The following is a 22,802-nucleotide window of genomic DNA, read 5'->3' on the forward strand; positions in this document are numbered from 1 at the left end:
TATAATTGTAAAAAAGAGGGGGTTGCATGCGCATAAAATTACTATCAATCTTATTTTTATTATTTCTCACAAGTTGTAGCTCACTTAAAAACAATGAGATCGCCATTGTTGAGCCATACAAATTAACAGAAGAGCAATCTTCTATTTTACAAATGACTCCTTTTCAAGAAGGAGACAGCATGTTTTATAACGTTACCCTAAAAAATGAAAAAGATGAAATACATGCTACAATTGATTATTATCAAAATGGTAAAAAAACAAACGTAATTGCGAATATAGCTACCTCCCATTTTCAAAAAAAGAAAGTAAAGCTTTCTTTTTTACCACCTCAATCCCAACTCGATAAAGATGTACAAGTGCAAAAACATTGGTATGTTAATATTGAAGGTAGTTCCATGCTCGCTCCTGAAGAAGCACCTCCAATCATAAATAGCTCTACCTCTACTACTCTTCAATCTGCTATAAACTTAACATACAATCAAAAGACGACTTTAGCGGCTATAATAAAAACGAATAAAGAAACCGTAAGAATTCCAATGCTTGAGGAAAAAACTGCTATTGACCAACTATTACAAAAAAACGAACATGTTTATCTCTTTAGTATAGAACTAAAAAAAGAACACTAAAGCGGAAATGCAATTATATTGCATTTCCGCTTTAGTGTTTAACGAGGTGTACTTTTTAACAAATTAATTAATCTCATCCTCAACTTCTATTCTTTTCTTCTCTCTTGCAATTTTCAAAAACTCTAAAAGTTCTGGATTAGTATTCATTTTTTTGTACGCTACTGACATTTCTGCAACAAAATTAGAATCACATAACTCTTTATATACGACTTCGGTTTTATACAATTTATTCGCCGATACAGGTATTACCGTAATTCCGATTCCTGCCGCTACAAGTCCCATAACTGTTTGATATTCCGTTGCTTCTTGTACAATGTGTGGACTAAATCCTACGTCGCGGCAAAGTGATAAAATTGTATCGTATAACGCTGGCCATACCGGTCTCGTAATAAATACGAACGGTTCGTCTCTTAAATCTTCAATATGTATTTCATCCTTTTCAGCAAGTGGATGTGCCTTCGGTAAACATAACGTACAAGAAAGCTTTTGAATTGGTTCTAACTCTAGTAATTGCGTTGGAATTGGCGGACGCAAAAAGCCAATATCAATACGGTTATCGTGAAGTGCATGCACCTGATCCGGTGTTGACAGTTCATGTAATGCAACAGACACTCTCGGAAATTTCTTTCTATACTCCCTTACGATAGATGGTAAAATATCATATATCGCCGCACCTACAAAACCAATTGAAAGTGATCCCACTTCTCCCCTTTGGGCACTTTGTGCAACTTCTACTGCTTTATCAATTTGTTCGAACGCTTTTTTTACTTCTTTTAAAAACATTTCTCCAGCTTCTGTTAATTCAACTTTTCTCTTCGTTCTTGAAAATAACATAACTCCCATTTCTTTTTCTAATTGCTGAATTTGTTGACTAAGCGGTGGTTGTGTCATTTGTAAACGAGCAGCTGCTCGTCCAAAGTGTAACTCCTCTGCCACTACAACAAAATATTGCAAATGCCGTAATTCCATTTTGGACACCCTTTTCACTTTCAATTAATACATCTAATATATTAATAACATATAATTTATATATTAGACAAATTTTTCGAATGAACGTATAGTAGAAATTGTTAATTCTTTTTTACAATTTTTATGTAAAAAAAGAAAGAGGTGGGTACTGTATGAAATGGTGGAAATTAAGCGGACAAATTTTATTATTATTTTGTTTCGCTTGGACAGGTGAATGGATTGCAAAACAGGCACACCTCCCAGTTCCAGGAAGTATACTCGGTATTTTTTTATTGTTAATTTCATTAAAATTTAACCTAGTGAAAAAAGAGTGGGTACAGGACGGAGCAGACTTTTTATTAAAAGAACTTATTTTATTTTTCATTCCTTCTGCAGTCGCTGTCATACGCTACAAAGATACACTATCACAATATGGAATCGATCTCATTTTAATTATTATGATTAGTACACTTTGTGTCACTCTCGCTACAGGACTCCTAACAGAATTGCTACTAAAGCGGAAAGGATCAACACAATGATCGGCTTTCTTTGTTTACTATTAACACTATTCACATATTGGATATCGAAGAAAATGTATCAACGCTGGAATTGGAGCTTACTTTCTCCTCTTCTCGTCTGCCCTATTATTTTAATTGCTTTATTACTCGGACTAGACACAACTTATGAAACATATGAAACAGGTGGTCAATGGTTAACAGAATTATTAAAGCCTGCAACAGTTGCTTTCGCATGGCCAATCTATAAATACTTTGATTTACTCAAGAAACATGGAATAGCTATTTTACTTAATGTCATTGTCGGCTCATTTTTATCAGTTATTACTTCAGCACTACTAGCTAATTATTTTCAAATTGATTCATCGTTAGAACATAGTTTAGCGCCTCATATTGTAACGACACCAATTGCAATGGCCATTTCAGAAATGATCGGTGGTATGTCACAATTAACAGCTGTATTTGTTGTTTTAACTGCGTTAACAGGAGCATTGCTCGGACCTGCTCTCATACGTATATGCCGTATTAAAACAGCGCTCGCAAAAGGCATTATGTTAGGCACTAGCGCAAATGGAACCGGTACATCAAAAGCATTCGAAATCGGCCCTGTAGAAGGAACCATTGCAAGTTTATCTATGCTTTTAACAGCAGGAGCTAGTTTAGTTATCGTTCCGCTTTTCTTGTCGTGGATACATTGAAAAAGCAAGTGTTTAAACACTCGCTTTTTTATTTATATATTTATTTAAAACCTCATAATCCTCCGGGAAAGATAGCGTTAATTCCTTCATTTCATCTATCCTCTTCCAAGCAATTTCATGTATTAACTCATCAGGATCTTGGATTTTCATACTACCGCCTATTTTTTTAACGACATAATAATGAATGTATACAGGAACCCCATATGTAATACCTTCTTTTTCGTATATTTTCTTTACAACTTCCACATTGTAACCTGTTTCTTCCCAAACTTCTCGAATACAACATTCTTCTAGTGTCTCTCCCTTTTCAAGCCCTCCACTTGGAACAGACCACCTTTTTTCTTCACCCTTTTGCCCTTGCAACACCATTAAAACTTCATTTTTTTCATTTATACATACTGCTGCACAACCTATCCATCTTTCCATATACATCCCTCCCCTACAAAAATTCACCTTTTTTATCATTTTCTCCTTGAAAAAGGAGGAAAAAAGTAAACTAATGACGAAAAATCACATTAACTTCATAGACAATCCCTTCTTAGAAATTAAAAACGGAAGGATGAAAATATGATTTCTAAATATGTTGTGGAATGTGTCTTTTGTGAAGAAAATCGAAAACCACGCCAAGCTATCGTAACAGTTCCCGCCACTACTCAGCTACTAGCCATTGAAAAAGTGCGTGCGGAATGTAAACGTCGTTTCGGAAAAGCTTTATTATTGCAAACAGAAATTAAAGAAGAAATAACTTTTGAACAAAAAGAAAGCCGACCATAAATTGGTCAGCTTTCTTATCCGATCATATTTTCACATGAAGATTAGGGGCATCCTCTTTAAGGATCGGGATTTTCCCATTATGTACGTTCCATAATGGTCATCGAACAATATATTTCTATGCAATTAATTATTGAATAGAATAGGGCAAAACTTGTTCGCATTTTTAGAAAAGGGATAGGGATATAATTCAAGTAGTACTTCGAATACTCGAACTTTACACTCATTATATTAAAGTAAATCCTTTTATATGGGAAATATGAATTACTTACATAATTCATTCGTAAAACATATTAGTTTGCTATATTATTTTTATTCCATCAATAACATACATCCAGCTACAACTGGTGTCATAATCATTGAAAGCTTCAAAAGCATACGTGGTGCATAATTTGTAAACTTCGCCCCGATATACGCTCCTAACATCGTGCCCATTAATACTTGCAATAACAGTATATAATCTAGGTAGCCTTCTGAACTATATCCTAGCCCACCTCCAATCGCAATCGGCAATATGACAAGCATTGTTGTTCCTACAGATTGCTGGATTGTTAATCCTAATAGAGCCATTAATCCAAGTTGAATAAATGGTGCAGAACCAATCCCAAATGAACCAGCCATCATTCCAGTGACTAATCCGAGACATATACATTTCATTATATTTTCTTTCGAAAAATCTTTAATTTCTGCTAAAAGTAGTTCTTCCCTATTTTGAAACTTAATTAATTTAACAAACATAAAAATTGCAGATAAAAATAACATCCCAGCTGTAAACCAATGAAGAAGATGCGGTGGTATAAGTGAACCAAGCTTTGCACCAATATAAGAACCAAGTGCTCCACATCCACCAACAATCCCTCCTATAGTAACTACAACATTTCCTTCACGATAATGACTTATAACCCCAGATAATGTCGTAAATGCCATTGCAGTTAAAGACGTTGCAAGCGCAACATGAATAGGAATGTGGAATACTAAAGTGAGTATTGCGATAATAAAACCAGCTCCCCCTGCTCCAACAAATCCTAATAAAACTCCCATTACTAACATCGTTATAATAATTGCCACAGACTTTCCCTCCAGTAAAGCAATTATCCATCATATTCTTCCTTGTATACAAATAAAAAGCATCCTAGATGGATGCTTTTTATTTCAATAATATGTACTTAATCTTGATTAATCAAAATAACTGCCGGACCAGCGACTACTACTCCGGCTACTTCTATCTTTTCAAATTCCTTTACTGTAATAGATATAACTCCTTCTCTTTCCATTAATTCTTTACTCAGGACATCAGTCGGGATTGCTTTCACCGTCTTACCTCCTTTTCATTTATACAATATGATAAAGTGAAACTTTGAAGTGGGAGTCTTATTGCCCGCAAATAGCGAGATAAAAACAACCCAATGCATCCATATATATGCATCACCTCCGCTTTCATTCCTTATTCCACTCAAAATCCTTCTCTCCCTTCCGTAACATATTGAAAAATAAAAAAGCACTCGCAAAAGCGAGTGCTTTTTTATTATTTACTTTCTATTACTTTTAACATTCTATTAATAAATGCTGCCGATTCTCCACGCGTTGCAGAACCTTTCGGCATAAATTCATTATTTTCATTTCCTTTTACAATACCTAATCCATAAACACGTTGTACAGCTTGTTTATCATATGCTAAATCTTGATCCGAGAATGGTAACGGAACTAAGTTACCTTTAATTTTTTTATATTGCAGTGCACGATCAATCATGATAACAGCTTCATCTCGTTTAATCGTATCATTTGGAGCAAACGTCCCATTTCCTCTACCACTTATTATCCCGGCAGTTGCTGCACGATTAATACCATCTATTAGCGATGGATGTGCTGTATTTAAATCATTAAAATTCGATGATCCTTCAGGTAACTGTAATGATCTTGAAATTAAATTCGCAAATTCGCCACGTGTGACAAGACGCTCTGGCCAATAAGAACCTTTCCCATCCCCAATCATAATGCCTCGTTTATCTAATTCACGAATGTCTGCTTCGTACCAACCACCTGTTATATCATCTTTATGGTTCGCATCATAATAAACCTTTGTTCCTTGTAAGAATGGTTCCCACGCATTATTTTTAATCATAATAGCCGGACAATTCTTTCCACTCCAGAATTGATGTTTCTTCACATTTTCTAAAGGAATATGTAATTCTCCCATTAAGTAAGCTGTTAATTTACGAGCATTTTCAACAGCTTTATTATAATCACCATCTTCGTTTACAGCAATTTCAATCGCAATTGATTCTCGATTTCCAGTTCCTTCTGCTCCATCTCCTGCATGCCAAGCATTTTCGTTTAATGGAAGATGTTGGTAAATTTCTTTATCGTCTACCGTAAAGTGCCATGACGCTGAACGATCTTCCGTTCCCGTTGCTTGGTTATATAAATATATTGCATGGTTTTTAGCATTTGCCCCAACACTGTAATTATCTGTCTCATGAATCGTAATATACTCCGGCTTCATCGCATAACCGGGACGGATATTTTCATTTCCTTTCGGTACAATCATTTCTTTTAAAGTTACACCATAAATATCCGTTGTTTTCTCTTCTATTGGTGCAGCATACATAACTGCTGCACGTTTTGTACGTGCTGGTGTTGCCTCTTGAATAATTGAAGCTTTTGTTCCTTCAAATTTTGCTGAAGGTGAATAAATCCATTTTATCTCATCATTTATTTTTACTTGGAACCATTCTCCGGCCTGTCCAATTGCTTGAATATTTTGTGGCTCCAATACATTTTCTTCTTTGTATGAAGTAAATGGTTCAGAGTAAGTAGAGGTTACTTCATTAATAACCAACTTTTCACTTAATAAAGGGTGAAATTCTTTAACCTCTACATTCCCCTCACTATTTTCTATCCATCCAGTTCCAGATGAAGTCCGAACATAGTAAGCGTTTCCTTTTCTCTTCTCAGCTTTTACAACTTGATTCGAAATGTGAACCCCTGTCTCTTTTTGAAAATTACTAGAATCATATAAAGGTACTTCTTTCACTATTTGTACAAGAAATTCGCCTTGCACTTCATTTTTTACTCCTTTATCTTCTCCTCGACCATCTTCCTCTTTCATATGGTTTTCAATACTTTTTAAAGCTTGTTCATCAGGTGAAACCGCTACAGTTTTTTCCAACTCATTAGCATAGGAATAATTCGGAATCGTTACCACGCTAAATACAATCGATGCAGCTAAAACATTATAAAATCTTTTTTTCATCATAATACTTAACACGCCATAATTAAATTCGTGTTAATTTCCCCCTCCTCAACCAAAATATAGGACATCTAGTAAACTATTAAACTACATAACCATTTACAATATAACAGACTCATTCCGATTCGTATAGATAGGAATGACTACTATTTGCCTACATTTACTATATTGGAATATAAAAAGAAGCTATAATATATAGCTTCCCTCTACATTTCTTTAACCTCTATGCACCTTATATTCCATAACTCTACCATCTCTATCAAATTGTAAAACAAGCTGTTCACTATCTATTGAAATAAAGCCACGTTCATTTCCAAGATAGTACGAAGTGGTAATCCCTTCTTCTCCATTTCTCGTTTCAGTAGGCGTTCCTAATAATTTTGTGATTTCTTCATTTGACTTCCCTGTTAATTTATATTTTTGCATTAGATCATCTACCATATGTACCCGTTTCTCTTCAGCATGTAACCACTGATCTTGATTAAACTTAGAGGTGTATGTATTCATACTTAATTGCGCAGTGCACACTATCAATAGAATACAACCTACTATCATTACACCTAGCATTTGCTTTTTTTCTGTATTATGATTTACAGAAGTACGTAAGACGAACTTTTGAATTACGACTAATATAGCAAATGGCATGACTACTACAAACATACTTTTTACACTTACTGACATATGAACCACATCAATAACAAACATAAACGCAAGATACATTAGTATATACAAACAAACATAAACATACAAAATACCCCTTAATATAGCACTCAAAAAGCCCACCTCTTTTTAATTTATTTTATAATTCATCCGGCTAATGATTTCTCGAAGTTTTTCTAACTCTTGATCTGTATATATTACTTTCCCTGTTAAGATCTCATTTCTGAAGAACGTTACAATTTGCTCTCTATCTTTTAATCTCGGCGTTTTTTCTTCAGACAGATCTAGCACTTCTTTCCCACTCTCATTATAAAAATATACAATCGGTTTTACTTTTTCCTTTACAATATCAACTTGTATTTCTTTTAAACAATTGTATAGAATATGAGATAATTTCTTCGCTCTATATACTGGATTCCCTTCATTTTTCACTTGTATCGTTAATGAATCTTCACCTGTAACGCATTCAAATGTCTCTTCTTTCTCTACTTCTTGTTGATACTTGCCAATTTCATCAATCATAAATGAATATATACTAGCATTTTCTTTCGTTAAGCCATGAATTAATTTCCCTGTCCATTCTTTCGTCTCAAGTAGATACATACCCGTTTTACTTAAGACAAGATGATGAATGCGACAATCATTTCCTCCATGCTGATTTCTAATAAAAACATTTGGCATAATATGCAATTCAGTGTCTAGTATTATGCCTTGCTCTACGAAGCCACGCTTCATATAATGTAATGTTTCGTGTGTATTCACTTCAGCTCCATTTTTCGTATACTCTCGCAAATTTGCAATTAACTTTTGAAACATGTGTATTTCGTTACTATGTTTTTCTTGTATTTCACTTCGTTCTTTACTATGTTGCATAGCTAATTGATTTTTCATCATACGCATATTTTCAAGTTCTCTAGCTGCACTTATTTGTAAATCATTGTATTTCTTCTGTTCCATATTTTTCAATGTATTTTGTTGTTCTTTATGCTCTGTAACCGTAGCTGCAATTTCAGTTTCATACGTTTCAATTGCTTGTTTCTTTTCAAATTCTACTTGCTGACTCTCTGATTCTAGCTGTTTATTTTTATAGAACAGCACGAATACTACAGCTAATAATAATAAAATCACACCTATTAGCACATAATCCATATCTTTACTCCTTTATTCCATTTTCATTTATTTTTATAAACATCCATTATATTATACTATGCTTTCAATATACACTTTGTAAAAATCACATATTTTTAATGAAGAGAGACTTTAATAAGCGATTTTTCTCATTCCCTACTGATTGTTTCAGGTTGCTCGCAAATAGCAGAATAAAAGGAATCTCAGGCGAGATACCTTTTACGTGCATTTTATTGTACACCATACTGAACATAACTTGAATCATAGTATATCCAGCCATTTCCACCTAAACCAAGCCAGCCATCTTGCTTACACCATACTCTATAAGCCTCACCGCGATGTAACTGTCTTATAACATTTCCATTTAATGATGGAGCATCCCGCAGATTCACATTATCACCAGTAATAGTCGCCACATAATGTTTATACTGAATGTAACTTGGATCATAGTATATCCATTCGTTTCCACCTAAAGCAAGCCAACCATCTTGTTCATTCAAAACTTCATATGATTCTCCTCTATTTAGCTGGCGAATTACACTAGATTGTAAAGATGGTCCACCCCGTAAATTTACATTATCGCCTTTAATTACAGCAACGCCGTAGACTGCAGTAGCAGTACTAGGTGGAGAAACATTTCCACCACCATTTGTTCCATTTCCTTGCAAAGCTTCTAATGAAACCGCTGCTGATACGTCACAATTTCCTACTACACCTGAAATTTGACCAGAATCTGTGTATTGCCATGCTGTCCACTCTGTCCATCCACCAGCATCAGCAGGCGGCGTACTAGAGTATTTAGAAATCCAAAGTGGAATATCGCTTAATCCGTTAATTCCAAACTCATTAATATACCAAACTCCTGTATATAACATGACATCTTTTCCAGTAGCCTGTTTCACATAATTTATGAAACTTCTTGCCCAATTAGATATAGCAGTACCAGTTAAATTACTATTACTCGGATCTATCGGTGATTCTAAATCTAAAACTGGCATTAAGTCTGTCTGATTGCTTTGTAATATATTCACAAAATGTTTCGCTTCTGAAATTGCATCATTTAGTTCTGGATGTGCAAAATGGTATGCACCGATTAATACATTCGCATTTCGTGCTGCTTGTACATTTTGAACCAAAGTAGGATCAAGATTATTCACACCTTCTGTCGCTTTTGCATACGCCGCTGAAATACCCGATCCCTTCACTGCATTCCAATCAATGTTCCCTTCCCAATGAGACACATCGATAAACGTAATATTTGAACTAGATCTATCTTGCATATAAAAGCTCCTATCAATTTTTTTCATTTCGTATACATACAATATGTACAACTTTAATAAAGGGTCACGACGTTTATACTATAGAAATTGAGAGCAAACATATTTTATAAACAAAGTAAAAAGGCCTTATAATTACAAGGCCTTTTGTAAAATCCCTTTATTTTGTAGTAAATACATATTATAATACAACCCTTGCTCACTCAGTAATTCTTGATGTGTTCCTCTTTCTACTATTTCTCCATCATGCATAACAAAAATTTGATCTGCATCTTGAATTGTAGATAATCTGTGTGCAATTGCTATAGTCGTTCTCCCTTTTCGCATTTGCTGTAATGCTGTTTGGATCGCATCTTCTGTTTCTGTATCAATATTAGCTGTTGCTTCATCTAATACTAATACTTTCGGATTCGTTGCTATCGTTCTAGCAAAAGCAATTAATTGTCGTTGACCACTAGAAAATGCAGCTCCTCTTTCTACTACTTCTGTTTCATACTGCTCTGGTAATTTTTCAATAAACGTATTCGCTTGCACAAATTGTGCCGCTTCTTTTACTTCTTCATCCGTAATTTCTTCATTGTACATACGAATATTTTGTTTTACATTTCCCGCAAATAAAAATGCATCTTGCAATACGAGTCCTATTTTCTTTCTAATTTCTCTTTCTTCAAATCTCTCTAAATCTACACCATCTATTACAATATTTCCGGACTTAATATTATAAAATCGCATTAACAAATTCATAATAGTACTTTTTCCGCTACCAGTGTGCCCAACGAAAGCAACTGTTTGCCCTTGTTTCACGTGAAAAGATACATTTTTTAAAACATCACGTTTTCCATCATACGAAAAAGTAACATTTTTAAATTCAATTTCTCCATTAACAACTTGAGGATTTCCATCCCCTTTTTGAACTGGAGCTAAATCTTTCTCATCCATTAAATGAAATACACGTGATGATGAAACAAGTGCCTGTTGGAAAAATGATAATTTCATCATCATCTCATTTACAGGCTGGAAGAAACGATGTATATAGTTAACAAACGCATATAAGACACCTACTTCAACAGGACTCTTCAAAGCATCAATTCCAAATAAACCAAGTACTAACGCAATAGCCACAATATGAACTAAATCAGTTGCTGGACGTAAAAGTAACGCGTCTAACTTTAACGTCCGTCGCCCTGCACTATAATGTTTATTATTCACTTCTTCAAACTCTTTTCTCATACGCTTTTCTTGCCTGAACACTTGAACAATATTCATTCCTTGAATGGACTCATTCAACTTTGCATTTAACACGCTTAATTGATTACGTACTTCTAAATAAAAGGCTGCACTCTTCCGGCGATATAGCACCATAATTGCAAACATTATCGGAATTAATACGAGAGAAAATAGAGCTAGTTTTACATTTAATAAAAACATTGCTACTAAAATACCTATTAAAAAGACTACATTTTTGACAAATGTGGATAATACACTGACATAAAAATCTTTAATTGCTTCCGTATCATTCGTTATGCGCGATACAAGCGTACCAATCGGCGTACGATCAAAGAAACTTAATGACAACTTTTGAACATGATTATATACTTCAACACGCATATCTTGAACAATTTTAAAAGCGATATTTTGAAAATACAATAAGTCTAAATAAGTAAATAATACTTTTAATAAGTGAGCAATAAGATACACTACAAATAGAGTAACAAGTGCTGATTGATCAAAGTTACGTGGTACTAAATGTTCATCAAGAAATTGTTTAATTAAAAAAGGACCCATCATTTCAGTTACAGTTGCACCAACTAAAAAGATAAATGCTAAAGATAGTAACCTTTTATATGGCTTCATATAAGAAAGTAATCTACTTAAATCACTCCGCTTCTTCCCGGTCATCATACGCCTCCTTTCTCGACTAATGCTTCTAACTGCTGGCTCTCGTACATTTCTTTATACCAACCGTTTTCTTTCATTAATTGTTCATGTGTACCTCGTTGCACAATTCTGCCTTCATCCACAACAAGTATAAGATTGGCATGTTGAATTGCACTTAAACGATGAGCAGTAATAATCGTTGTTTTTCCTGCTCTTTCCCTCTTTAATGCATTTAAAATCGTTTCTTCTGTTTTTGCATCTACCGCTGATAAACAATCATCTAAAATTAAAATTTCCGCATTCGTTAATAAAGCACGTGCAATAGAGATTCTCTGTTTTTGACCTCCAGATAACGAAACGCCTCTTTCTCCTACTACCGTTTCATACCCTTCTGAAAATTGGAGGATGTCATTATGAATACAAGCAATCTCTGCAGCGCGGGTTATTTCATTATATGTAGCATCCGCCTTTCCGAAGGCAATATTCTCCCCAATACTCGCTGAAAATAAAAAATGATCTTGCGGCACGTATGAAATGGCAGAACGGACACCGTAAAGTGTTACATCGCGAATATCCCGCTCCCCAACTTTTAATTCACCACTAAAATGATCATACTCACGGATTAAACATTTTAATAAAGTCGTTTTCCCTGCTCCTGTACGTCCGACAACTCCTAGTGTTTCACCCTTCTTCAAATCAAAGTGAACATCTATTAGCTGTAACAGTTCATTTTTCTTATATGAAAATGAATCGACCGCAAATGTAACATCACCGCTTGCTACTTTATGTACAGCATCTTCTCTATTTACTACATCTGATTTTTGCGAGAGAATTTTTTCTACACGGTCATACGAAGCACGCCCACGCTCCATAATATTAAACAACCATCCAAAGGCTAACATTGGCCAAACGAGGGTACCTAAATACGTTGTAAATGTAACGAGATCACCTACAGTTAATTCACCCCTCACAACTAATACTGACCCGTAACACACTGCAATTAAAAAAGAAAATCCAACGATAAGAGAGATTGTTGGATCAAACAACGAATCAATACGTGCGACTAACATATTTTTATGTACAACATCTTCTGATTTTTTTCGAAATGCTTGTAAATCTTCTTTCTCTTGTCCAAGTGATCGAATTACCTTCATCCCACTCATACTCTCTTGCACTTTATCATTGATTTCTGAAAACGATTGCTGCGCTTTATGAAACCTTTTATGTAATAACGTTCCATAATAATTTGTCGAAATCGCTACAATCGGCATTGGAATTAAGCTTAACAATGTTAACTTCCAACTAATTGTAAAACCCATCGCTACGAGTACACATCCCCCAACCGCTAATGAGTCAACAAGTGTTAAAACGCCCGATCCAGCAGTTTGTTGAATCGCCTGAATATCATTAGTCGCATGCGCCATCAAATCACCCGTACGACGTGATTGATAGAAAGATGGGCTCATCCTTGTAAAATGTTCATATAAATTCTTTCGTAATTGACGGGCTAGTTTTAACGAAGATCCAAAAATCATAATACGCCATAAATAACGTAATATGTACATAGTAATCCCTACAACTACTAACAGAATAACCCACTTCAACAATTTTTCAGATGTTAATGTTCCATTATTAATTTCATCTACTACAATACCTAGTACTTTCGGAGCTACAAGTTCAAGAAGCGCGACACCAAATAACATAATAATTCCGATTATGTACGCTCGTTTTTCTTGTTTAAAAAACCACGCTAAATTAATAAATACCTTCATTTTTATCCTCCTCCCTTAAAATGAGCGATGTTTTCAGTTTACCAAAAATACTGAATTTTTAAAAGTTTTAAACTACATAACTAACAAAAAGAAAAGACACTCTTAGCGAGTGTCTTTTAGCGCTTATTTCGTTTGTTGCTTATTCATCGCGCTCATCATTTGATTGATTTTCTTTTGGGAAGGTTTTTGTCCCATTTGCATCATCATCATTTTTAACATTTGTTCATTAATTGGTGGATTTTTTTCTAAGTAGTTCATCATGTATTTGCGGGCAATGAAAAATCCTAACGCCACGCCTGCTACTAGTGCTACTACGCCCACTAGAATACCTAACCAAATTGGCATATATTTTCCTCCTTCATGTTGTCTACCTTACAGTGTACTAAAACCTTTTCAATAAGACAAGATACAATTCGACATTTTTTACACATATGTTCGTACTTGTTTTAGAGGATTCAGCCATCCGTACTTTGTATTTTCATAATCCATAGCTAAAAATGTTAATTCACACTTTCTTAACACCTCAAAGAAAGTCGTTTCCATAGAAACGTTTCCAGAGGTATTCATGCGAATATAGTGCGGTTTCACCATTATTTCGCCGTATTCCGCTCCTGTATAAAGTGTATGTGTATGATGTGTTCGATCATATTTACCAAGAACGCGCAAAGCTTGTTCTAATTTATGGTGAATTTTCATTACTTGTAATGGCATCGTTATATACATCATTTGTTTATATAACACTTTTCTCTCCGAAAGGGACCCAGATTCTGAAAATCTAGCAAATAAATCAAAAAACAAATATTCACGACCAAAGTAAGCTTTCGCAATATCCTCTTGAATTAAATACAATTCATACGTTTTCATCTTTCGCCTCCCAATCTGGACAACCTTTTCCCTTCATTATATAGAAGAAATTTTGCAATGATTGTCTGACTGCGGAGAGATAAAAAACTTTTTCTGTCGAAAAAACTCATTTACATAGAAAAATCTCTCCATGCCGGAGAGATTTTTCTAAAATCATTAAAGCATTTCTTTTACTTTACGAACAACGTTCTCTACAGTAAATCCATACTCTTCCATAATCTTCTCACCAGGAGCAGAAGCACCGAATGTATCGATACCTAACACATCTCCGTCAAGACCTACGTAACGGTGCCATCCGAATGTAGCACCCATTTCGATTGCGAAACGTTTTGTTACGGCTTTCGGTAATACAGATTCTTTGTACTCAGCTGTTTGAGCTTCAAAGCGATCCATAGATGGCATGCTGACAACAGCTGCGTCAACGCCGTCTACTGCTAACGCTTTTTGCGCTTCAACAGCTAGACTTACTTCAGATCCAGATGCAAGTAAGATTACATCAGCTGTTTCTTTCTTGCTTGCAGAAACTACATATGCACCTTTTGCTACTTTTTCATACGTATCTTCTTTTGCACCTTCTAATGTTGGAAGGTCTTGACGAGTTAATACTAAAGCAGTTGGTTTGTTTGTAGATTCTAGAGCTAGTCTCCAAGCTGCAACAGATTCGTTACCATCAGCTGGACGAATAACAGATACATTTGGCATTGCACGTAGCGCTGCTAATTGCTCGATTGGTTCATGTGTTGGACCATCTTCACCAACAGCGATACTGTCGTGTGTGAATACATACGTTACTGGCAATTGCATTAATGCTGCAAGACGAATTGCTGGACGTAAGTAGTCAGAGAATACGAAGAACGTACCACCGTAAGTTTTTAAACCGCCATGTAGTGCAATACCGTTCATTGCTGCACCCATTGCGAACTCACGTACACCGTACCAAATGTTTTTTCCGCTGTAATCATCTCTTGTAAAGTCTTTTTCGTTATTCATGTATGTTTTGTTAGAACCAGCAAGGTCAGCAGATCCACCGAAGAATGATGGTACAGACTCTGCAATTGCATTAATTACAGCACCTGAAGAATTACGAGTTGCTGCTTTTGATCCTAATTCATAAGTTGGTAAGTTTTGCTCCCAACCTTCTGGAAGAAGACCATTCATTGCCGCTTGTAATTCGTTTGCTAATTCTGGGTATGCTTGTGCATATTCACCTAGCATAGTGTTCCACGCTGCTTGCGCAGTTTCACCAACATCTTGTACAGTTTTACGGAAGTTGTCATATACTTCTTCTGCTACATGGAAGTCTTGCTCAGCAGTCCAAGCATATGCTTCTTTCGTTAATTTTGTTTCGTCTACACCAAGTGGAGAACCATGTGAAGCTGATTTTCCTGATTTGTTTGGAGAACCGAAACCAATTGTCGTTCTTACTTCAATTAGCGTTGGGCGTTTTTCGTCAGCTTTCGCTTCTTCGATTGCTTTCGCGATAGCTTCAATATCGTTTCCATCCTCAACACGGATTACTTGCCATCCGTATGCTTTGTAACGATCTTCTACACTTTCAGAGAATGAACGATTTAAATCGCCATCTAATGAAATATCGTTTGAATCATAAAGCACAACAAGACGACCTAATTGTAAATGAGCAGCTAATGAAGATGCTTCAGCAGAAACGCCTTCCATTAAATCTCCATCACCACAAATAGCGTATGTATGATGATCTACTACATTATACGCATCACGGTTATATTTAGCCGCTAAATGTCTTTCAGCCATTGCCATACCTACAGCAGTTGCAATACCTTGTCCAAGTGGACCAGTAGTTGCGTCTACACCTGCTGTATGACCGTACTCAGGATGTCCTGGAGTTTTGCTTCCCCATTGACGGAAGTTCTTTAAGTCATCCATTGTTACATCATAACCAGATAGGTGAAGTAGGCTGTATAGTAACATTGAACCATGACCTGCAGATAATACGAAACGATCACGGTTAAACCACGTTGGGTTATTTGGATTGTGTTTCATAAATTGAGTCCATAATGTATAAGCCATTGGTGCTGCACCCATTGGCATTCCTGGGTGACCAGAGTTTGCTTTTTCAATCGCATCGATGGATAATGTGCGAATCGTGTTGATAGAAAGTTGTTCGATTGAATGTGACATGCTATTCTTCCCTTCGCTTATATTAGTAAACGTTTTATACATTTATATGATAGCTTCCCACGCAAGATTATACAACATGTATCGACAAATATGTTGATATTTTTTTGGCTTTTCATAAAAAAATCAATGATTTCGGGAATGTATGGGTATTCAATATGACATACTTTTTCATTATTTTTATTTTAAAAAGAAAGGGAATTATCTGTATATTTATTCATCATTTTCAAATTCCATAATGCAAAATATATCCTTCCCCATTTTTCACTCTGCAAAGCAAACGAATAAAAGAATTTAAATCTTGGCATAATTTATCTCGATCAAATACGTATCTTTCATATCCTCCATCAGTATTATTATCATTTTCCCATTGAAACTGCCCTGTCAGTTCGATTGTTTCTGGCGCTAGAGAAAACATGTTAACTAGCGAACAAAATAACTGTTCTGCTATCACTGCCCCTTGCTGTTCTATTTTCGTAATACCATAATAGTGAATTCCAAACCCTTCTGCTCTTTTCGCTGGATAATAGGTCGGAATCCAATGGGTAAAATCTAATAGATATACGATTAGCTCATCACTTAATACAACACACTCATCTATCGTTGCCTCTTCTTTATATAGAAAACAAAGTTCAATCCAATCTATACCTATAAAATCCAACCCTTTTTTTTCATTCGAAACAAATACAAACTCGTGCTGTAAAGCCAAATTATCCCCCCTATTGCTCACATTTATTATTCTTATTATATAAAAAAGCACCTTTTATAGGTGCTTAAAATAAATTATACAATTTTCTTCCGTATCGAACTTGAAATAAAATCAATGATAATTACCATTAAAATAATACCCAATAAAATAATACCCACACGAGACCAATTGCGTGAACTCAGTGCAAAAATTAGAGGCGTACCAATCCCACCTGCTCCAATAACACCTAAAATGGCAGCGGATCGTACATTAATTTCGAACCTGTATAACGTATACGATAGAAAATCCGGTAATACTTGTGGCAATACTGCATACCAAAGTATTTGAAAGCGATTCGCACCTGTAGCTATTAACGCTTCCGTCGGTCCTTTATCTATATTTTCAATTCCTTCTGAATATAATTTCCCTAACATTCCGATAGAGTGTAATCCTAAAGCTAGAACTCCGGCAAAGGAGCCTGGTCCAACAGCTTTTATAAATAAAAGAGCCATAACTAATTCAGGAAATGTACGAACAAAACTAAGTACAAATTTCCCAGTTCCTGCCGTTAATTTTCCACTGCTCATATTCGTTGCCGCCCAAAAAGCGAATGGAACAGATAAAAAGGCAGAAATAAATGTACCTAATATCGCAATTGCCAACGTATCAATTAAGCCATGTAATAAATCTTCACCATCTGGCAAAGATACATACGACCAATCTGGATTCAATACACCTGTCATAATTGCTTTTGTAATTTCTCTTGCCGTATCCTTTATTCCCTCTAGCGGGACTCCTGAAAAAGCCCATACATAAACAAATGCAAGTGCTATAAAAATAAACCAGCGATACACACTCGGTTTCTTCGGTTTTGGTACAATTATCGTCGTTTTACTCATTATAATTTCTCCCGCAACAATGTACTTACATAATCAATTAACAATACAACAACAAGAGTATAAATAATAATAGATGCAGTTTGTTGATATTGTAAAAATCCAAGTGTACGGTCATAATACAACCCAATACCACCCGCTCCTACTAAACCTAAAACAGCTGCTGCACGTACATTCACCTCAAATGTATAAAGAACATAGGAGACAAAATGTGCTTTCACTTGCGGAATTACCCCATACACAATCCATTGCACTTTATTTGCTCCTACTGCTGTCATCGCCTCTAATGGACCTGGATCAATCGATTCCATTGACTCATACAACAATTTCGCCACGAGCCCAATTGAGAAAAAAGTAAGAGCTAAAATACCTGGAAGTGGTCCTATTCCAAAAATAGCTACGAAAATTGCTGCTAATAATAAATCTGGTATCGTTCGGATAAAATTTAAAACCAATCGAGCTGGACCGTACAAAAATGTACTAGTAAACACATTACTTGCCGCAAATAGTGCCAGTGGAATAGCTAAAATCGCTCCTAAAGTCGTCCCAATAATCGCCATACGTATTGTATCTAACATCGCTGTTGTAATAACTTGAAAATAACTCCAATCAGGCGGCACCATCTCTTTTAACAAATCAATCATATTGGGAAAACCAACTACTAGTTTTGAAAATGATGCGTCAACCTGTACACTACTTCCCCACAACAGTAAAATGACTAGAATAGCCGTTAACATATGTTTCAACTTACTCGGCGGCTTCGGTATCGATTTCGAATATATCGTCGCGTCATTCATTTAACTGCCACCTCTAATAATTCACTTTTCTGCGCTACATCTCCATAAATTTCAGCAAATTTTTCATCCGTTGCCTCTTCTACTGAACCATCAAAAACAATTTCGCCTGCATGTAATCCAATAATGCGTGTCGCATATTGCCTAGCTAAATCAATAGAATGTAAGTTTACAATTGTTGTAATCCCAAAATCTTCATTAATTTTTTTCAAATCATCTAATACTTGCTTTGTTGTTAGCGGATCTAACGACGCAACAGGTTCATCTGCCAATATGATTTTTGCTTCTTGTGCCAACGCTCTAGCAATCGATACACGTTGCTGTTGTCCTCCTGATAATTCATCAGCTCGCGCATATGTTTTTTCTAAAATTTTCACCCTTTTTAACGATTGAAAGGCAAGCTCCAAATCTTCTTTTGGAAATAGACCTAACGTTGTACGAAAAGTCGAATGGTATCCAACACGCCCAGCTAATACATTCTTCAAAACTGTTGATCGTTTTACAAGGTTAAAACTTTGAAAAATCATACCAATATCCCGGCGCATGCGTCGTAATTCTTTTCCTTTCGCAGCAGTAATAGACTCACCTTCAATCAAGATTTCTCCTTCTGTAATCTCATGAAGGCGATTTACCGATCTAAGAAGTGTAGACTTTCCAGCCCCCGACAGCCCTACCATTACAACAAACTCACCTTTTTGAATGTTCAAGTTTATATTATTCAATCCTTTTGTACCATTCGGATACATTTTGGAAACATTTCGAAATTCTATCACACATCTTACCTACCTTCTATGTATTCAAAATGGCAAACTAACTGGAAACATACACCTTCCAGTTAGCTGCCATTTCCATATGTATTATTGCGTTTTTACTTTCTTTCCATATTCACGAACGATATCAAATTTACTATCATCAGATTTAACATATCCTTCATGTGAATATACTTCTTTAATGATTTTGTGACCTTCCTCATTCTTTCCTATTTCAATGAAAGCGTCCTGTAATTTCTTACTCCACTCTGCATCTAAATCAGAACGTACCGAAATCGTATCGTTAGGAATTTTTTCCGTAAATTTCACTATTTTCGTTTGATCGAATATATTCGGATAATCTTTTTTCACAATATTACGAGCATCTTGGAATACAACAGATACATCTACATCACCATTTAAAAGAGCAATCAGCGACTGATCGTGACCTTTTAATGTAACAGGTTTCACATCCTTTAGCGGATCAATTCCCTCTTTTAACAATACAGCCGCAGGCCATACATACCCCGCTGATGACGTTACATCTTGATAACCAATTTTTTTACCTTTTAAATCTTTTACACTGTTAATATTTGAATCTTTCTTAACTACAAACTCAGATTTATAAAAGTCTACTAAATCCTTTGTAGGAGCTCCCGTTTCATCATCTACTCCAAAACGTTGTGCTTGTAAAATTACGTTTGCAGCCTTTTTCTCATGCGCTAGCACATACGCTGTTGGAGGTAAAAACCCTACATCTACTTGCTTAGACGCCATCGCTTCTACAATTGTATTGTAATTCGTTGAAATACTAACTTTTACCGGAACATTTAATTTATCACTTAATAACTTTTCCAATGGTTTTGCCTTTGCCTCTAACGTATCTGCATTTTGAGAAGGAACAAATTGAACATTTAAAGTCTTCGGTACATAACCTTTTTTCGTATCTTCAGTTTTACTTGCACTTGATTCTTTCGTTCCACAACCACTTAATAATCCCGCCGCTAGTACAACTGTCGTACTCATTGCAAAAACTTTTTTCAACATATTAATGCCTCCAATTTTGTTGTTATAAAATTGCCTTCCGTAAACATGAAGAAATATATCACACATTTTCACGTATATTTTCTTATTTACAGAATCTTTACACATTCTATACATTCTCATTAAAATTCTCTTCATATATTTGATATGCTTAATTAGTAGATAACAATAGAAAAGGTGAATGATATTGAATCCAAATCAAATTGTAACTTTAAACATTTTATTAACAAGTGATATACATGGCACTGTTTATCCAATTCACTACCAAGATAACTCCCAAGCTGAAATTGGTTTAGCCAAAATTTCTACTCTTATAAAAAAAGAACGTTCCCAAAATAGAAACGTTCTTTTAATTGATAACGGTGACTTCATACAAGGAACACCCTTTACTTATCATTACGCTACATATGAAGAAGATAAGAAAAATCCAATGTCTTTATTAGCGAACTATTTACGTTATGATGCTGCAGTTATTGGGAATCATGAATTTAATTATGGAATGGACATATTAAATAATGCTATTTCTACTGCAAACTTTCCGTATCTATCAGCAAATATTTTAGATAAAAACAGAAAAGAACCTTATTTCGGGAAACCATATATAATAAAACATATTGAATCAAATATAAAAATTGCTATTTTAGGGATGACAACGCATTACATTCCCAATTGGGAACAACCCCATCACATTCAAGATTTACAATTTGAAGATGCATTAGAAACAACAAAAAGATGGGTTTCTTACATTCGCGAACACGAGAAACCCGATTTATTAGTCGTAGCCTACCATGGGGGATTTGAACGCGATTTACAAACTGGGGTACCGACTGAAGTTTTAACAGGTGAAAACCAAGGATATGCAATGTGCCATGAAATTGAAGGCATAGACATTTTACTAACAGGCCACCAACACCGGGAAATCGCTCACACCGTAATGAATGGTGTAACAATTTTACAGACTGGATGCAATGGACACTCCGTTGGAAAAGTAACAGTAACATTCGAAAAAACAGAAAAAAAATGGGTAAAAAAAGAGAGTGATTCACAATTATTGCCCGTACAAGGAATTGAGGCTGACCAACATATTCTTTCCTTGGTTGCCGATTATGAAGAAAAAACACAAAATTGGCTCGATCAACCTATTGGAGTAATCTATGGGAACATGCAAATTTCAGATGCTATGCAAACTCGTTTGCAAAACCATCCTTTTATTGAATTCATAAATAAAATACAGATGGATATAGCTAATGTTTCCATTTCTTGTACAAGCTTATTCCATAATACATCTCCAGGTTTCCCGAAATATGTAACAATGCGTGACATCGTTTCTAATTATATTTATCCAAATACATTAAAAGTAATTAGAATAACTGGAGCGGATATAAAAGATGCCCTTGAACTCTCTGCTTCTTATTTCATATTAAAAGCAGATGGAACTATCATCGTAAACCCCACCTACATAGAACCAAAGCCGCAACACTATAATTACGATATGTGGGAAGGAATTTCGTACGTATTAAACATTTCCAAACCAATTGGCGAGAGAGTAGAATCCTTACAGTATAAAGGCGCTCCACTTCATATGAATGAAGAATATGACGTCGTTATGAATAATTATCGCGCAAGTGGCGGAGGGAACTTCTTTATGTTTCAAAATAAGCCCGTAATAAAAGACATACCAACAGATATGTCTGAACTTATCGCTAACTATATATTGAAGCACAAAAAGATAGAAGCAACAGTCAATAACAACTGGAAAGTTATTAAATAACGGATATAATAAATAAAAAAGATGGGCTTCGCCCATCTTTTAGTTTAATTTTGCATTATCTTGCTTTTTTAAAGCTTTTAATTTCGCCGGTGTAACATCAGTACCTTCTTCGTTAACAACTTTAATTCCTTTAAGTTCGTTTAACATATTTTGACGAAATCCTTTTAAATATTGTTCACGTAGCGATTGGCGCTCACGTTGTTCTTCTTCAGTTAAACCTTCAGCTTTTGCTTTTTTCGCTAAGAAGTTAATGCGTTCAATGAGTTCGTGACTTTGCATCTCGAATCCCCCTTTTACTCAAAACTGATTATTATCATAC

24 protein-coding genes are annotated in these 22,802 nt (G+C 35.2%); 5 read left to right on the forward strand and 19 right to left on the reverse strand.

From position 1 onward, the window contains the following. Positions 1–26: 26 nt before the first annotated feature. Positions 27–626 (forward strand): histidine kinase, encoded by a 600-nt coding sequence (locus tag RBB48_RS13300; protein WP_098082516.1) that lies wholly within the window; start codon positions 27–29, stop codon positions 624–626. A gap of 63 nt (positions 627–689) precedes the next feature. On the opposite strand, the gene alsR is transcribed toward RBB48_RS13300, so the two are convergent. Beyond that, positions 690–1,595 carry an acetoin biosynthesis transcriptional regulator AlsR gene (alsR, locus tag RBB48_RS13305; RefSeq protein ID WP_000423221.1) on the reverse strand — a complete coding sequence of 302 codons (906 nt, stop codon included), beginning with the start codon at positions 1,593–1,595 and terminating at the stop codon, positions 690–692. A 152-nt stretch (positions 1,596–1,747) separates the two neighbouring features. Between alsR and RBB48_RS13310 the strand changes: the two genes are divergently transcribed. Both RBB48_RS13310 and RBB48_RS13315 read left to right on the forward strand, forming a co-directional pair. Continuing rightward, a complete protein-coding gene (locus RBB48_RS13310; protein WP_088608932.1) occupies positions 1,748–2,113 on the forward strand; it encodes a CidA/LrgA family holin-like protein in 366 nt (121 codons plus the stop codon). Next, the gene (locus RBB48_RS13315) at positions 2,110–2,787 is read left to right on the forward strand and encodes an LrgB family protein (RefSeq protein WP_088064223.1); all 678 of its coding nucleotides are present in this window, start codon (positions 2,110–2,112) and stop codon (positions 2,785–2,787) included. Before RBB48_RS13310 ends, RBB48_RS13315 begins: the two co-directional genes overlap by 4 nt. A gap of 12 nt (positions 2,788–2,799) precedes the next feature. On the opposite strand, the gene RBB48_RS13320 is transcribed toward RBB48_RS13315, so the two are convergent. Beyond that, positions 2,800–3,213, reverse strand: coding sequence for an NUDIX hydrolase (locus RBB48_RS13320; protein WP_088064224.1), 414 nt, complete (start codon positions 3,211–3,213; stop codon positions 2,800–2,802). A 141-nt stretch (positions 3,214–3,354) separates the two neighbouring features. Here RBB48_RS13320 and RBB48_RS13325 point away from each other — a divergent pair, with 141 nt between their 5' ends. Beyond that, complete coding sequence (locus RBB48_RS13325) at positions 3,355–3,561, forward strand: DUF3903 domain-containing protein (RefSeq protein WP_000624203.1); 207 nt, start codon at positions 3,355–3,357, stop codon at positions 3,559–3,561. A gap of 309 nt (positions 3,562–3,870) precedes the next feature. Here the strand turns inward: RBB48_RS13325 and RBB48_RS13330 are convergent, their stop codons facing one another. The 16 genes from RBB48_RS13330 to RBB48_RS13405 all read right to left on the reverse strand — a co-directional run bounded on the left by RBB48_RS13330 (position 3,871) and on the right by RBB48_RS13405 (position 20,715). Beyond that, positions 3,871–4,626 carry a sulfite exporter TauE/SafE family protein gene (locus RBB48_RS13330; protein ID WP_306007747.1) on the reverse strand — a complete coding sequence of 252 codons (756 nt, stop codon included), beginning with the start codon at positions 4,624–4,626 and terminating at the stop codon, positions 3,871–3,873. Positions 4,627–4,724: 98 nt separating this feature from the next. Further along, the gene (locus RBB48_RS13335) at positions 4,725–4,871 is read right to left on the reverse strand and encodes a BC1881 family protein (RefSeq protein ID WP_000644411.1); all 147 of its coding nucleotides are present in this window, start codon (positions 4,869–4,871) and stop codon (positions 4,725–4,727) included. A gap of 212 nt (positions 4,872–5,083) precedes the next feature. After that, positions 5,084–6,811 carry an S-layer homology domain-containing protein gene (locus RBB48_RS13340; RefSeq protein WP_306007762.1) on the reverse strand — a complete coding sequence of 576 codons (1,728 nt, stop codon included), beginning with the start codon at positions 6,809–6,811 and terminating at the stop codon, positions 5,084–5,086. A 213-nt stretch (positions 6,812–7,024) separates the two neighbouring features. Further along, positions 7,025–7,591, reverse strand: coding sequence for a hypothetical protein (locus RBB48_RS13345; RefSeq protein WP_306007748.1), 567 nt, complete (start codon positions 7,589–7,591; stop codon positions 7,025–7,027). A 6-nt stretch (positions 7,592–7,597) separates the two neighbouring features. Further along, entirely contained in the window at positions 7,598–8,617 is a 1,020-nt protein-coding gene (locus RBB48_RS13350; protein WP_088064227.1) for a nuclease-related domain-containing protein, read from the reverse strand. Positions 8,618–8,826: 209 nt separating this feature from the next. Then, positions 8,827–9,876, reverse strand: coding sequence for a GH25 family lysozyme (locus RBB48_RS13355; RefSeq protein ID WP_306007749.1), 1,050 nt, complete (start codon positions 9,874–9,876; stop codon positions 8,827–8,829). 132 nt (positions 9,877–10,008) lie between these two features. Next, positions 10,009–11,772: an ABC transporter ATP-binding protein gene (locus RBB48_RS13360; protein ID WP_060487428.1), complete on the reverse strand. Its 1,764-nt coding sequence runs from the start codon at positions 11,770–11,772 to the stop codon at positions 10,009–10,011. Beyond that, positions 11,772–13,523, reverse strand: coding sequence for an ABC transporter ATP-binding protein (locus RBB48_RS13365; RefSeq protein ID WP_048544175.1), 1,752 nt, complete (start codon positions 13,521–13,523; stop codon positions 11,772–11,774). Before RBB48_RS13365 ends, RBB48_RS13360 begins: the two co-directional genes overlap by 1 nt. A gap of 123 nt (positions 13,524–13,646) precedes the next feature. Then, on the reverse strand, positions 13,647–13,868 hold the full coding sequence (locus tag RBB48_RS13370) for a YneF family protein (RefSeq protein WP_001123315.1): 222 nt from the start codon (positions 13,866–13,868) through the stop codon (positions 13,647–13,649). 78 nt (positions 13,869–13,946) lie between these two features. After that, entirely contained in the window at positions 13,947–14,387 is a 441-nt protein-coding gene (gene sirA / locus RBB48_RS13375; protein ID WP_048527522.1) for a sporulation inhibitor of replication protein SirA, read from the reverse strand. 156 nt (positions 14,388–14,543) lie between these two features. Next, positions 14,544–16,544 (reverse strand): transketolase, encoded by a 2,001-nt coding sequence (tkt, locus tag RBB48_RS13380; RefSeq protein ID WP_060487429.1) that lies wholly within the window; start codon positions 16,542–16,544, stop codon positions 14,544–14,546. 223 nt (positions 16,545–16,767) lie between these two features. Further along, the gene (locus RBB48_RS13385; protein WP_088608934.1) at positions 16,768–17,250 is read right to left on the reverse strand and encodes a coproporphyrinogen III oxidase; all 483 of its coding nucleotides are present in this window, start codon (positions 17,248–17,250) and stop codon (positions 16,768–16,770) included. Between the two features lie 74 nt (positions 17,251–17,324). Further along, the gene (gene phnE / locus RBB48_RS13390; protein WP_306007750.1) at positions 17,325–18,128 is read right to left on the reverse strand and encodes a phosphonate ABC transporter, permease protein PhnE; all 804 of its coding nucleotides are present in this window, start codon (positions 18,126–18,128) and stop codon (positions 17,325–17,327) included. After that, entirely contained in the window at positions 18,128–18,922 is a 795-nt protein-coding gene (phnE, locus tag RBB48_RS13395) for a phosphonate ABC transporter, permease protein PhnE (protein ID WP_000996079.1), read from the reverse strand. Before phnE (RBB48_RS13395) ends, phnE (RBB48_RS13390) begins: the two co-directional genes overlap by 1 nt. Then, positions 18,919–19,692: a phosphonate ABC transporter ATP-binding protein gene (gene phnC / locus RBB48_RS13400; protein WP_306007751.1), complete on the reverse strand. Its 774-nt coding sequence runs from the start codon at positions 19,690–19,692 to the stop codon at positions 18,919–18,921. The genes phnE (RBB48_RS13395) and phnC overlap by 4 nt, the downstream gene beginning before the upstream one ends. Positions 19,693–19,776: 84 nt before the next feature. Further along, positions 19,777–20,715, reverse strand: a complete 939-nt coding sequence (locus RBB48_RS13405; RefSeq protein ID WP_088064232.1) for a phosphate/phosphite/phosphonate ABC transporter substrate-binding protein — start codon at positions 20,713–20,715, stop codon at positions 19,777–19,779. A gap of 184 nt (positions 20,716–20,899) precedes the next feature. On the opposite strand from RBB48_RS13405, the gene RBB48_RS13410 reads away from it, so the two are divergent. Next, a complete protein-coding gene (locus tag RBB48_RS13410) occupies positions 20,900–22,483 on the forward strand; it encodes a bifunctional metallophosphatase/5'-nucleotidase (RefSeq protein ID WP_306007752.1) in 1,584 nt (527 codons plus the stop codon). 39 nt (positions 22,484–22,522) lie between these two features. Here RBB48_RS13410 and RBB48_RS13415 read toward each other — a convergent pair whose 3' ends face one another. Then, positions 22,523–22,762, reverse strand: coding sequence for a DUF896 domain-containing protein (locus tag RBB48_RS13415; protein WP_001190582.1), 240 nt, complete (start codon positions 22,760–22,762; stop codon positions 22,523–22,525). Between the last annotated feature and the right edge of the window lie 40 nt (positions 22,763–22,802).

The organism is Bacillus sp. MMSF_3353, from assembly GCF_030733445.1.
In the GTDB taxonomy this organism is placed as follows: domain Bacteria; phylum Bacillota; class Bacilli; order Bacillales; family Bacillaceae_G; genus Bacillus_A; species Bacillus_A wiedmannii.